Origin of the sequence: Agromyces lapidis (genome assembly GCF_009749405.1) — a bacterium.
Taxonomy (GTDB): Bacteria; Actinomycetota; Actinomycetes; order Actinomycetales; family Microbacteriaceae; genus Agromyces; species Agromyces lapidis.
Genome location: NZ_WBIQ01000006.1, coordinates 63860 through 76732 on the forward strand (window position 1 = coordinate 63860; position 12873 = coordinate 76732).

11 protein-coding genes are annotated in these 12873 nt (G+C 70.8%); 6 read left to right on the top strand and 5 right to left on the bottom strand.

Annotated elements, in window-relative coordinates; genetic code table 11:
• Window position 1: 1 nt before the first annotated feature.
• The 3 genes from mutM (at window position 2) to GQQ93_RS09375 (ending at window position 2575) form a co-directional block, all read left to right on the top strand.
• Window positions 2–931, top strand: coding sequence for a bifunctional DNA-formamidopyrimidine glycosylase/DNA-(apurinic or apyrimidinic site) lyase (gene mutM / locus GQQ93_RS09365; RefSeq protein ID WP_157423982.1), 930 nt, complete (start codon window positions 2–4; stop codon window positions 929–931).
• Window positions 932–1006: 75 nt separating this feature from the next.
• On the top strand, window positions 1007–1165 hold the full coding sequence (locus GQQ93_RS09370; protein ID WP_157423983.1) for a hypothetical protein: 159 nt from the start codon (window positions 1007–1009) through the stop codon (window positions 1163–1165).
• Window positions 1166–1294: 129 nt separating this feature from the next.
• Window positions 1295–2575 carry a Fic family protein gene (locus GQQ93_RS09375; RefSeq protein WP_157423984.1) on the top strand — a complete coding sequence of 427 codons (1281 nt, stop codon included), beginning with the start codon at window positions 1295–1297 and terminating at the stop codon, window positions 2573–2575.
• 294 nt (window positions 2576–2869) lie between these two features.
• Here the strand turns inward: GQQ93_RS09375 and GQQ93_RS17880 are convergent, their stop codons facing one another.
• Window positions 2870–3013 carry a hypothetical protein gene (locus tag GQQ93_RS17880; RefSeq protein WP_170296166.1) on the bottom strand — a complete coding sequence of 48 codons (144 nt, stop codon included), beginning with the start codon at window positions 3011–3013 and terminating at the stop codon, window positions 2870–2872.
• A gap of 35 nt (window positions 3014–3048) precedes the next feature.
• Here GQQ93_RS17880 and GQQ93_RS09380 point away from each other — a divergent pair, with 35 nt between their 5' ends.
• Entirely contained in the window at window positions 3049–3726 is a 678-nt protein-coding gene (locus tag GQQ93_RS09380; protein ID WP_157423985.1) for a TetR/AcrR family transcriptional regulator, read from the top strand.
• Between the two features lie 5 nt (window positions 3727–3731).
• Here GQQ93_RS09380 and GQQ93_RS09385 read toward each other — a convergent pair whose 3' ends face one another.
• Window positions 3732–4802 carry a GNAT family N-acetyltransferase gene (locus GQQ93_RS09385; protein ID WP_157423986.1) on the bottom strand — a complete coding sequence of 357 codons (1071 nt, stop codon included), beginning with the start codon at window positions 4800–4802 and terminating at the stop codon, window positions 3732–3734.
• A gap of 182 nt (window positions 4803–4984) precedes the next feature.
• On the opposite strand from GQQ93_RS09385, the gene smc reads away from it, so the two are divergent.
• A complete protein-coding gene (smc, locus tag GQQ93_RS09390) occupies window positions 4985–8503 on the top strand; it encodes a chromosome segregation protein SMC (RefSeq protein ID WP_157423987.1) in 3519 nt (1172 codons plus the stop codon).
• Window positions 8504–8543: 40 nt separating this feature from the next.
• On the opposite strand, the gene GQQ93_RS09395 is transcribed toward smc, so the two are convergent.
• From GQQ93_RS09395 to GQQ93_RS09405, 3 genes are all read right to left on the bottom strand, one after another.
• Window positions 8544–10205, bottom strand: a complete 1662-nt coding sequence (locus GQQ93_RS09395) for an alpha-amylase family protein (protein WP_157423988.1) — start codon at window positions 10203–10205, stop codon at window positions 8544–8546.
• Window positions 10202–11170 (bottom strand): TIGR03885 family FMN-dependent LLM class oxidoreductase, encoded by a 969-nt coding sequence (locus GQQ93_RS09400; RefSeq protein WP_157423989.1) that lies wholly within the window; start codon window positions 11168–11170, stop codon window positions 10202–10204. The genes GQQ93_RS09395 and GQQ93_RS09400 overlap by 4 nt, the downstream gene beginning before the upstream one ends.
• Window positions 11171–11275: 105 nt before the next feature.
• Entirely contained in the window at window positions 11276–11911 is a 636-nt protein-coding gene (locus GQQ93_RS09405) for a hypothetical protein (protein WP_157423990.1), read from the bottom strand.
• 84 nt (window positions 11912–11995) lie between these two features.
• Here GQQ93_RS09405 and ftsY point away from each other — a divergent pair, with 84 nt between their 5' ends.
• Window positions 11996–12871 carry a signal recognition particle-docking protein FtsY gene (gene ftsY / locus GQQ93_RS09410; RefSeq protein ID WP_157423991.1) on the top strand — a complete coding sequence of 292 codons (876 nt, stop codon included), beginning with the start codon at window positions 11996–11998 and terminating at the stop codon, window positions 12869–12871.
• Window positions 12872–12873 lie beyond the last annotated feature (2 nt).

Here is a 12873-nt window from a genome sequence, read left to right on the forward strand (position 1 = left end):
GTTGCCCGAACTCCCCGAGGTCGAGGTCGTCCGCTCAGGGCTTGCACCCGCGGTGACCGGTGCCGTCGTCACCGCGGTCGAGGTGCTCGAGCCGCGCTCGCTGAAGCGCCACGATCCGGCATCCGGCGACTTCGAGGCGTTGCTGACCGGCGCCCGCATCGACGCGGCCGTGCGCCGCGGCAAGTTCCTCTGGCTGCCGCTCTCGGGTGACGAGCGCCGTGGCGGTCGGGCAGTGGTCGGCCACCTCGGCATGAGCGGCCAGATGCTCCTGCGCACCCCCGAACACCCGGGCGACGACCGGCACGCACGGGTGCGCCTGCACCTCGAGCATCCCGAGCACGGCGAGCTCCGCGTCGACTTCGTCGACCAGCGCATCTTCGGCTCGCTCGCGGTCGATCGTCTCGTGCCGACGAGCGACGGCGAGCTCGGCGGCTTCTCCGACCGGGTGACGGGGGAGTGGGCGCGGCTGCTGCCCACCCAGGTCGCCCATATCGCGCGAGATCCCCTCGACCCCGCCTTCTCCGAGCGTGCGTTCGTCGCCGCGCTCGCGAAGCGCGGCACCGCCGTCAAGCGCGTGCTGCTCGACCAGGGAGTCGTCAGCGGCATCGGCAACATCTACGCCGATGAGTCGCTGTGGGCCGTGCGGCTGCACGGCGAGCAGCCCGCCTCGTCGCTCTCGCCTCGCAAGGCGCGCGACCTCCTCGCCGCCGTGCGCGACGTGCTCGGCAAGGCGCTCGCCGAGGGCGGCACGAGCTTCGACGCCCAGTACGTCAACGTCAACGGGGCATCCGGGTACTTCGAGCATTCCCTGAACGCCTACGGGCGCGCCGGCAAGCCGTGCCCGCGTTGCGGCACGCCGATGGTGCGGGAGGCCTTCATGAACCGCGGTTCGCACTTCTGCCCGAGGTGCCAGCGACGGCGCTCTCGATGATCACGGATACCGTTCTGGATGGAATGAGCGAGTGGTAGAACCGGCCGTTGGATCCGGGGCGTCTTCTGCCCGGTCGTGTTCATCGGGGTCGAACGCGACACGGACGGGCAGCTGTCCTCGACCACCTCGAACCTGATGGGCCACCTCGAGCGTGACGAGCGCGACGTCGCCGTCCGTGACGGGGGAGCGGAGGCAATCATCTACGACACCCTCCGTGATCACGGGATGGTCTGAACCCATAATCCGATTCGCATCGTTTATGAGTATCGACATGAATTCATAAATTAGTCCCTATCTCTTATGGAAAACGGCGATTTCCCATAAAATGGGTGCAGCGGGTTATGAATCCGCACGAGGAGAGCGATGAGCACATTCGACCCCAGGAAGGACCCGCGAGGCCGCACAAGCAACGCAGGTTCGTTCTCCGAACGAACTCACTCCGACCCAGAGACCACCCTCGGCGCACCAGAAGACTGGCCGGCCATCGGCTCCGAAACCCTCGACTGGGAGAGCCGGTATGCGGAACCCTCCGCGCTCGAGCGGTACGGCCCCCACCCGCAGACCTATACCGCAGCCGTGCCGCCGCTCATCTCCGGGCGCGCGCTCCGGCTGAGCCCCCAGACCGCCGCGCTCGCGCGCGCAGCCGAGAACGAGCTCATCCGCTTCGATGCATCCCTGAACGACGAGATGACCGGGTTCGCGCCGCTCCTCCTCCGCTCCGAGGCCGCCGCGTCGTCGCAGATCGAGCACCTCTCCGCCAGCGCCCGCGCCATCCTCACCGCCGAGATCGGCGACACCAGCAAGCGCAACGCCACCGAGATCGTGGGCAATACCCGGGCGATGCAGTCTGCCCTCGCCCTCGCCGACGAGCTCACCCCTGGCTCCGTGCGGAAGATGCACGAGGTCCTCATGGGCGGCACGAACCACGCACCCGGCGACTGGCGGACCGAACCCGTCTGGATCGGCACGAGCGCGCGCAGCCCCGTCGGCGCCGCGTTCGTCGCACCCAGGTTCGAACGTGTGCCCGCACTCATGGACGACGTCATGAAGTTCGCGCGCCGAGACGACCTCCCCGTCCTCAGCCAGGTCGCCATCGCCCACGCCCAGTTCGAGACGATCCACCCCTTCACCGACGGCAACGGCCGCACCGGCCGTGCGCTCGTCCAGTCGATGCTCCGAGGCAAGGACATCACCCGCTCCGTCACCGTCCCAGTCTCCGCAGGGCTCCTCACCGACGTGAACGCCTACCATGACGCGCTCACCGCGTACCGGGCCGGTAACGTCGAACCCATCGTCGAGCAGATGGCGGTCGCCAGCGACGACGCCATCCGGAACGCCCGAACCCTCGTCGGCCAGATCCGCGAGACGACCACCGGATGGCGCGAGCAGGCGAAGCCGCGCACCGGCTCGCAGCTCGAGAAGATCCTCGACTACGCCGCCCGGCAGCCGGTGTTCACCGCCGCGACCGCGTCCGCGGACCTCGGCATCGGCACGACGAACATCTACCCGCACCTGCGGAAGCTCGCCGAACTCGGCATTCTCAAGCAGAAGTCCGAGTACAAGATCGGCCAGGTCTGGCGCTCCGACGATGTGCTCGCCGCGCTCGACCAGTTCGTGGACCGCGCCGGCCGCCGCCGCAGCTGACCGCGCAGAGACGAGGATGCCACCGCGTCGGCCGCGCCCGGCGCACGACAGGAGACCCGACCCCTGGCCGACGAACACGCCAGCGCCGCACTGCCGTGGCACGTCGTCGTGCTCCCGTTCGGGCTCCGCCGGGTCGCACCGCGTACCTGACGGCGATGGACGGCGCGTGGACGTGGCGCGGTGGCGGTAGATGAGCAGTAGGGCGAGCTGCTCGCAGGTGATGCCTTGTAGCTGAGCGTGAGGCCGGTGGAGTGACTCGAAGGTTCCGTCGCTCTGCAGCGAACGGGTGTGACCTCAGCCGTTCAGCTTGACCCAGGCGACCGCGCCGTCATGCACCGAGGCGGCCACGTCGACCCCGGCATCGATACCAGAGGCCAGAGCGATGCTGGGCGCATCCGCCGTCGAGTCCAGGAAGCGCTGAGGGAGACGAGTTCGCACCGGTCGAAGAGTGCCGGATCAGCGCCGGCGGGCAGATGTGCAGCGACGTCGGCGCGGAGCATCCGCGGTTCCTTTTCCTGCACGACCCTGGAACGGAAGAAGCCGGAGCCCAGTGGTTCGAACCGGATGGCGTCCTTTCCGCAACTGCCGCCAACGTGCTGTTCCTCGAGCACGGCTACGACCGCACCTCGCTGGCTCGCGTCGCCGAGCGCGCCGGCGTCTCCAAGGCGACGCTGTTCAAGCAGTTCCCGACCAAGGCCGAGCTCTTCGAGGCGATGGTGCTCGCCGCGGCCGGCTCGCCGGACGGCGCCTTCGAGGATCCCACGTCGGGTGACTTCAGTGCGGGACTGATCGGCTTGGGCCTCGCCTACGTCGAGCTCCTGAACCGACCGGGGATGACGGATCTGATCCGCGCGGTGATCGCCGAATCGTCGCGGTTCCCCGAACTCCGAGAACGGGTCTTCGACTTCGGCACGCTGCCGCTGTTCGCGGCGGTGCGGTGCTGCTTCGTCACCGCGAGCGCCGAGGGGACCGCGGTCGTCGACGACCCGGACACGGCGTCCGCGCAGTTCCTCGGCATGATCTCGACCGTCGTCTTCTGGCCGCGACTGATCCATGGCGGCTGGTCGCTGAGCGACGCCGAGATGCGCCGCGTCGTGGACGAGGCGGTGTTGACCGTCGTGGCGCGGTACGGCTCACGAACCGGCGGCTGACCGGCTCAGCCGCGCTGGAACTCGGCGCCCATGCCGTGCTGCTCGAACCCGAGTGCGAGGTTGATCGCGAGCATATGCTCGTTCTCGTCGGCGTTCCACGTGTAGACCGCGGTGCGCTCCGGCGCGAACTCGGCGAGGCGCACGAGGTTCGCGAGCTTCACGCGCATGCCGAGCCCGTGTCCGCGGTGCGCTGCGACCACGAGCGTGTCGGATTGGTAGGCGAGCGACTTGCCTGGCGGGAGCTCGAGCTCGGTGTAGCCGGCGATCGCACCGTCGGGCGCGACGGCGGCGGCGACGAGCAGCCTGCGGCCGCCGCGAGTCGCCCGCGATTCGTGCACGCGCACCCGTTCGGCGTCCCAGATCTCGGGGTCGAGGTCGAGGCCGCCCGCGGGAACGTCGAGCACCATGCGCGCACGGGCAGCGGCATAGCTCTCGACGAGCGCGTCGGGCACGTGGTCGACCCACGAGACGGTGCGGTAGTCGGATGCCCCGGCTTCGAGCCGCTCGGAATCGGCCCGGAACTCGTCGCGACGGGCGGCGATCTCGAGCACGCTCGCCCGTTCGAGCTGGCCGAGCACGTAACCGTGACGGAGCGCGAAGCGCACGCCCGGCAGCTCGGCGGGCAGGGACGCATCGCCCTCGGGCGCGTGCAGTCGGTCGCCGGGTGCCTCGAGTGCGGCGAGCGGGAAGTCGATCCAGCCCGTGTTGCGGTGCCGGCCGAGTTCGGTGATCACCCCCTCGGCGAGCTCGAGCAGGCGGCTCCCGATTCCCTGCCGGCGGTAGGCGGGGGCGACCTCGACGATGACGATGCCGCTCTCGGCGGCGGCGTCGCGCTCGCCCCAGGAGATCGAGCGACCGACGCACGCGTCGCCGTCCCAGGCGGCGAACGCCCGTCTGATCTCGTAGTCGTCATCGCGGTACATCGACAGCATCTCGGCGGGCGTATCGGCGAACCGGTCGTCCCCCCAGCGTTCGACCTCGATGTCGGTCGCCAGGGCGGCGTAGCGCTCGAACTCGACGGCCTCGGGCGTGCCGAGCCGCTCAGGGAGCGTGATCGGGCGGATCTCGACGGACATGCGCAGCTCCTCTCGGATGGTTCCGGATGATGCGCCGCCGGGTGGGCAGCCGCCCAGACTACCGAGCGCAGCGGGCGACGACAAGCGTGGAATCCCCGCGGGCGCGGCGCGCGTGCACGGCGGCGGCCGCAACCTCGGATACGGTAGTCCGCAGCGTTCTCGCGCACAGGGGAGGGTAGGACGTGTACCTCAAGAGCCTGACGCTCAAGGGCTTCAAGTCCTTCGCACAGCCGACGACCTTCGCCTTCGAGCCCGGCGTGACGTGCATCGTCGGTCCGAACGGCTCCGGCAAGTCGAACGTCGTCGACGCGCTCGCCTGGGTGATGGGCGAGCAGGGAGCGAAGACCCTCCGCGGCGGCAAGATGGAGGACGTCATCTTCGCAGGCACCTCCACGCGGGGTCCGCTCGGCCGCGCCGAGGTGAGCCTCACGATCGACAACTCCGACGGCGCCCTCCCGATCGAGTACAGCGAGGTCACGATCTCGCGCACGCTGTTCCGCAACGGCACGAGCGAGTACGCGATCAACGGCGACCAGTGCCGCCTGCTCGACGTGCAGGAGCTGCTCAGCGACTCGGGCCTCGGCAGGGAGATGCACGTCATCGTCGGCCAGGGCCAGCTCGACCAGGTGCTGCGCGCGACGCCTGAGGACCGTCGGGGCTTCATCGAGGAGGCCGCGGGCATCCTCAAGCACCGCCGCCGCAAGGAGAAGACGCTCCGCAAGCTCGACGCGATGCAGACGAACCTCACACGCCTCTCCGACCTCGCCGGCGAGATCCGGCGCCAGCTGAAGCCGCTCGGCCGGCAGGCCGAGGTCGCCCGCGAGGCCGCGACCATCGCCGCCGTCGTCCGCGACGCCAAGGCGCGACTGCTCGCCGACGAGGTCGTCGGCCTCCGACGCGCCCTCGAGGAGCACGGGAAGAGCGAGCACGAACGGCACTCCGAGCGGCTCGTGCTGCAGGAGCGCCTCGAACAGCATCAGGCCAAGGTCACACGGCTCGAGGAGGCGCAGGGCGGCGACGACGTCGACCGGGCCCGTTCGACGAGCTTCGCGCTCGAGCAGGCGCAGTCGCGCCTGCGCTCGCTCGACTCGCTCGCCCGGCAGCGCATCGCGCTCCTCGAGGGCGCGTCAGACGAATCGGATGCCGCGCCGAGCGTGACCCGCGAGATGATCGACGGCGCCGTCGCCGAACTCGACGGGCTCCGCGACCGCATCGGCGCAGAAGCATCCGCCCTCGATCTCGCGCACGAGGCGACCATGCGCACGCGCGCCGAACTCGACTCGGTCGACGAGGGCATCGCGCGGCAGTCGGCGCTCGTCTCCGCGTACGACCTCGAGCTCTCGAAGCTCGCGGGGCAGGCCGATTCGGCTGCCTCGAAGCTCGCCGCCGTGCGCGGCGAGGTGCTGCGCCACGCCAACGCGCTCGACGCTGCTGCGGGCCGCCGCGAATCGGCCGCCGCTGCGCTCGCCGAGGCCGAGGCGGCCGCAGGCATGGAGGAGACCGCCGAGACCGATCTCGACGAGGCGTACGAGCTCGCGCAGGGTGCGGTGTTCGAGGCCGAAGCCGAGATCGAGCGTATCCGCGAGGAACTGCACGGGCGCGAACGCGAGCACGGCGCCCTCAGCGCACGCACCCAGGCGCTCTCGCTCGCGCTCGACCAGAAGGACGGCTCGGCCGCCCTCGTCGCCGCAGAAGTCCCGGGTGTCCGAGGGCTCCTCGCCGAGTCGATGCAGGTCGAGCCCGGGTTCGAGGCCGCGATCGCCGCCGCGCTCGGCTCGCTCGCCGACGCCGTGCTCGTCGACGACCGCGACGCCGCCTTCCGCGCGCTCGGCCGCGCCGAGTCGGGCGAGCTCGGCCGCGTCGCGCTCGCCGTCGCCGAAGCCGGTGGCGAGCCGGTCGCCGCGCCGCCGCTCGACGGGCTCACCGCCGCGGCCGCCGTCGTCAGCGCCCCGCCGGGAGTGCGAGGGCTGCTCGCCGAGATCTTCATCGCCGACGACCTCGCTGCGGCGCGCGCCGCGGAGCCCGCCCTCGCCGGGGCATCCCAGCCGGCGACCGTGATCACCCGCGACGGTACCGTCATCGGCCGCTACGTGGTGCGCGGTGGATCGGGCCGGAAGCAGAGCCGGATCGAACTCATCGCCGAGCGCGACCGAGCCGCCGCCCGTCTCGAGGAGGTGCGCGGCGAGATCGAGCGCAGTCGTGCGGAGCTCGCCGAGCAGCGACAGCTCGTCGAGGCCGCCAAGGAGCAGTCGAAGCGCGCGCTCGCCGCGCTCCGCGAGTTCGACGCGCAGCTCGCGCAGCGCACCGAACGGCTGAACCGCGCCCGGGTGCAGGCCGAGGCGGCCGAGGCCGACTCGGAGCGGCTCCGGCAGACGTCGGCGCACGCCGAGGAGCGGGTCGCCGAGGCCGAGCAGGCGGCGGGCGAGGCGAAGGCCGCGCTCGAAGCCGCCCGCGCCGTACCGCGCCCGGTGCTCGACGTCTCGGTGCGCGATGCGGCCCTCGCGACCGTCGAATCGGCCAGGGAGGCCGAGGTCGAGGCGAAGCTCCGGCTCGAGACCGCGAAGGAGCGCGTGCGTGCCGAAGAGGCCCGCATCCGCACGATGGAGGCGCAGTACGACGCCGAGCGGCAGGCCGCGGTCGAGGCCGCCCGCCGCGCGGTGATCCGCCGGGCGCAGCTCGAGGCGGCGCGGCGCGTGGCCGAGGCGCTGCCGCCCGCGCTCGAATCCGTCGACGCCTCGGTCGCCGAGGCCCGCGTCGCCCTCGGCCGTGCAGAGGCCGAGCGCTCCAGCCGCAACGAAGAGCTGCAGGCGGTACGCCGCGAGGAGGCCGCGGTGCGGGAGCGCCTGCACTCGGTCACCGAGGACGTGCACGGGCTCGAACTGCGCATCTACGAGAAGAAGCTGCACGTCGGCGGGCTCGTCGAGCGCGCCGAGTCGGAGCTCGGCCTCGACGAGCAGGTGCTGATCGCCGAGTACGGCCCCGACGAGCTCATTCCCGCAGAAGACGAGGAGGGCGAGCCGCGGCCGTACCGCAAGGAGGAGCAGCAGCGACGCCTCGCGGGCGCCGAGCGCAAGCTCGCCCAGCTCGGCCGGGTGAACCCCCTCGCGCTCGAGGAGTTCGCGGCGCTCGAACAGCGCCACCAGTTCCTCAGCGAGCAGCTCACCGATCTCGCGAACACCCGCAAGGACCTGCTCACGATCATCGAGGAGATCGACGGGCGGATGGAGACGATCTTCCGCAGCGCTTTCGACGACACCAAGGCGGCCTTCGCCGAGGTGTTCCCCGTGCTCTTCCCGGGCGGCACCGGCAGCATCTCGCTGACGAACCCCGACGACATGCTGACGACCGGCATCGAGGTGAGCGTGAAGCCCGCGGGCAAGAAGATCGAACGGCTCTCGCTGCTCTCGGGCGGCGAGCGCTCGCTCGCGGCGGTCGCGCTGCTCATGGCGATCTTCAAGGCCCGCCCCAGCCCGTTCTACATCATGGACGAGGTGGAGGCCGCGCTCGACGACGCCAACCTCGGGCGCCTGCTCACGACCTTCGAGAGCCTGCGCGACGCGAGCCAGCTGATCGTCATCACCCACCAGAAGCGCACCATGGAGATCGCCGACGCCCTCTACGGCGTCTCGATGCGACAGGACGGCGTCTCGGCGGTCGTCGGACAGCGCGTTCGCGAGGAGCGCGAGGCGAAGGCGAGCTGACGCGTCCGACGAACCGTCGGCGATCCGCGCGATCCGCGGGTCAAGTGAGCCGGCGGTCGTCGGGCTCGACGATCCGGAACCAGCGGAACCCGTACGCGTCCAGGTGCACCTCGATGCGCCCGCGCTCGTCGATCGGGAAAGCGTCGGCCGCGAACAGGTCGGAGAGCACGGTGCCCGGCGCGACCGGCCCGAGCTCGAGGTGCACGAGCGTCGGCGTCGGTGCGAAGTTGTGCACCGCGACGAACCGTCCGACATCGGCGGTGATCCGGTGGGCGAGCACCGGGTCCTGTTCGGTGGCCAGTACCTCGAGCTCGCCCCAGCCGATCTCGGGAGAGCTGCGGTATCGAGTCGCGAGCCGCCTGATGAACGAGAGCAGCGACTCGGGGTCGTGCATCTGCGCCTCGACGTTGACGTGGTCGGGTGAGTACCCGTCGCTCGGCGGCGAGGCGACGAGCCTCGACGGGGCGGCCCGGGAGAATCCGCCGTTGCGCTCGTCGCTCCACTGCATGGGCGTGCGCACCGCCTGGCGGCCGACCTGCGCGCCGTTCTCGCCCATGCCGATCTCCTCGCCGTAGAAGAGCACCGGCGTGCCGGGCAGCGAGAAGAGCAGGCTGTAGACGAGTCGGATGCGACGGGGGTCCCCGTCGAGCATCGTCGGCAGCCTGCGCACGATCCCGCGGTCGTAGACGCGCATCCACTCCTCGGGGGCGAACGCGTCGAATACCTCCGCGCGCTCGACCTCGGAGAGCTTGTCGAGCGTGAGCTCGTCGTGGTTGCGCACGAAGTTCGCCCACTGCGCCTCGGGCTCGAGCACCGGCCGCTGTGCGAGTGACTCGGCGAGCGGGCGTGCATCCGCGCGGGCGAGCGACAGGTAGAGGGCCTGCATGCCGAGGAAGTCGAACTGCATGGTGAGTTCGGCGGCGTCCCCGGAGCGGCCGAAGTAGTCGAGCTGCTGATCGTAGGGCAGGTTCACCTCGCCGAGCAGTACGGCCTCGCTCGAACGCCGCTGCAGGAATCGGCGCAGATCGCGCAGGAACTCGTGCGGATCTCCGATGTCGACGCCCTCGGGCGGTTCGATGAGGAATGGGACGGCGTCGACGCGGAACCCCGAGATGCCGAGTTGCAGCCAGAAGCCGAGCGTACGCGCGATCTCGTCGCGGACGGCGGGGTTCGCGATGTTCAGGTCGGGCTGGTGACGGTAGAAGCTGTGCAGGTAGTACTGGCCGGTGCGCTCGTCGAGCTCCCAGATCGAGTCCTCCTCGCCCGGGAACACCGCATGCGCCTGCTTGGGCGGGTCGTCGCGCCACACGTACCAGTCGCGGAACGGCGAGGTACGGCTGCGCCTCGCGGCCGTGAACCACGGATGCCGCTCCGAGGTGTGGTTCATGACGAAGTCGATGATCACGCGCATGCCTCGGTCACGCGCCGTGCGCGTGAACTCGGCGACGTCGCCGAGCGAGCCGAGGCGGGGATCGACGCCGAGGAAGTCGGTGATGTCGTACCCGTCGTCGAGGTCGGGGGTCGGCTGGAAGGGCATCAGCCAGATGCAGGTGACGCCGAGCTCTGCGAGGTGGTCGAGCCGATGGGCGAGTCCCTCGAAGTCGCCGGAGCCGTCGTCGTTCCAGTCCATGTAGGTCTCGACGTCGAGGCAGTAGATGACCGCGGTCTTCCACCACAGGTCGCTCCGGTCGGTGATCCTCATGCTGAGACCGCCGCGAGTTCGGGCACGACGCGCTCGCCGAAGACCTCGATGAACGCCGTCTGCTCGGTGCCGACATGGTGCAGGTGGATCCGGTCGACGCCGAGTTCGGCGATGCGCAGGAGGTGGTCGAGGTGGCGCGCGGGGTCGGCTGAGGCGAGCAGCGTCCCAGCCACCTGGGCGGCGGTGGCATCGGCGGTTCGGGCGTCGAAGTCCTCAGGCCGATCGAGCTCCCAGGCGAGGTGCGCCGGAACGAGCCCGTGCCGCCATTGCTCGTGGGCGATCGCGAGCGCCTCGTCGTCGGTGCTCGCCCAGCTGAGGTGCACCTGCACGGCGATCGGTCCCCGACCGCCGGCGTCGCGATAGGCGTCGATGAACTCTCGCAGCGCCTCGCGCGGCTGATCGACGGTGATCACGCCGTCGGCCCAGCTCGCCGCGGCGCGTGCGGTGTCGGGGCTCACCGCCGCGGCGAGGAGCGGCGCCGGTACGGCGGGCAGGCTCCACAGCCGGGCGCGGTCGACGCGGATCAGCCCGTCCGCGGTCACCTCCTCGCCCGCGAGCAGTCGACGCATCACCTCGATCGATTCGAGAAGCCGAGCGTCCCGCTCGTCCTTCGTCGGCCACCGGTCGCCCGTGATGTGCTCGTTGATCGCCTCGCCGCTGCCGAGCGCGGCCCAGAACCGGCCGGGGTACATCTCGGCGAGGGTGGCGATCTTCTGGGCCGCGACAGCGGGATGGTACCGCTGCCCGGGCGCCGTCACGACGCCGATCGAGAACCGGGTGGCCTCGAGGGCGGCGCCGAGCCAGCTCCAGGCGTACCCCGAGTGTCCTTGGCGGAGGCTCCACGGCGCGAAGTGGTCGCTGCACATCGCCGCGGTGAACCCGGCCCGCTCTGCGCGTTGCACGGCCTCGAGCAGCCGACCGGGGGGCATCTGCTCGTGCGAGGCGTGGAACCCCACGGAGGTCATCAGCGCTCCTTCCGACGTCCAGAGACTCCTCCGAGCGTGCGGTTGCGGGCAACCCCTTGCGGAGCCTCCGGCCTCCGTGTAACGGCTGCGGAGGAGTCGCCGGCCTCAGCCGCCCAGGATGCGACGCTGGACGGGGTCCCGCCGGGAATGTGCGCGGTGGACGCGGAACACGCCCCCGAACACGCCGCACCCGACGACGATGAGCAGCGCGCCGATCGATGCCGCCGCGGCGGTGAGCGCGATCTCACTCGGATCGCCGGCGGACATCGGCTTGAACACGATCGACGCCGACAGAACCCCGAACAGGAGGCTGAGCGATGCGGCCGCGATTCGCCAGACGATGAACGGCTCGAGGATGAAGGTGCGCGCGAGGACGACGTCGGCGATCGAGCCGCCGGACCCGACGGCGGCGCTCAGCCGATCGGCGAGCGCGACCGAGAGCCTTCGGCCGCTGCGATGCAGACCGAGCAGCAGCCAGGCCGCGCCGGCGCCGAGCGCGGCGAGGGGGATCGCCGTCACGGCCGCGAACGGGTTCGCGAGTCCGACGGCGCCGACGAGTCCGTACACGAGGAAGATCGCGATCACGAGCACGAGCGTGGCCGCGATGCCGATGAGCAGTCTCGAGGCGCGGCCGTAGTCGGCGCGCAGCGTCGCGATCTGCCATTCGATCGATCCGGTGCCGTCGACCGTCGGCGGGCCGAGGAGCGGCCGGGACTCGGGGAGCACGAATCGGAACGTCACGCGCCGAGTCTACGGATCACCGCACCGGCCGGCCGCCGCGGGCGGCACGCCCGCCGAGACGTCCGCCCCCCGTAGGCTGGAGGCATGGCAGAACGCGCATCCTGGTCGCTCGGCGCGGCCCTTCGCGGGGTCTTCGGAGCGAAGACGATCGACGACGACACCTGGGACGACCTCGAATCGGCACTCATCCGGGCCGACTTCGGGCCAGCGGTCACCGAGGAGATCGTCGCGCAGATCCGCGCGCAGGTCGAGCGGTTCAAGACCACCGACCCGAAGGACGTCCAGCGGATGCTCCGGGAGGTCGTCGAGGAGCGCCTCGCCAAGTACGACCCCACCCTGAAGCTCACCGAGCGGCCGGCCGTCGTGCTCGTCGTCGGCGTGAACGGCGTCGGCAAGACGACGACGATCGGCAAGTTCGCGCGCTTCCTCCGCAGTTACGACCGCTCGGTCGTCGTCGGTGCGGCCGACACCTTCCGCGCGGCGGCCGTCGACCAGCTGGCGACCTGGGCCGAGCGCGCGGGCGTCGGCATCGTCCGCCCCGAGCGCGAGGGGCAGGATCCGGCCTCGGTCGCCTTCCAGACGGTCGACAAGGCCAAGCAGGACGGCACCGAGATCGTGATCATCGACACCGCCGGCCGCCTGCACACCAAGGGCGGCCTCATGGACGAGCTCGGCAAGATCCGCCGCGTGGTCGAGAAGCAGGCCCCGATCAGCGAAGTGCTGCTCGTGCTCGACGCGACGACGGGCCAGAACGGGCTCGCCCAGGCCGAGGCGTTCATCGAGCACGGGGGAGTGACCGGACTCGTGCTCACGAAGCTCGACGGCAGCGCGAAGGGCGGCTTCGTGCTCGCGGTGCAGGAGAAGACGGGCCTGCCGATCAAGCTCATCGGTCAGGGTGAGGGCATCGGCGACCTCACCGGCTTCACGCCGCACGTCTTCGCGCAGAAACTCGTCGGTTAGGA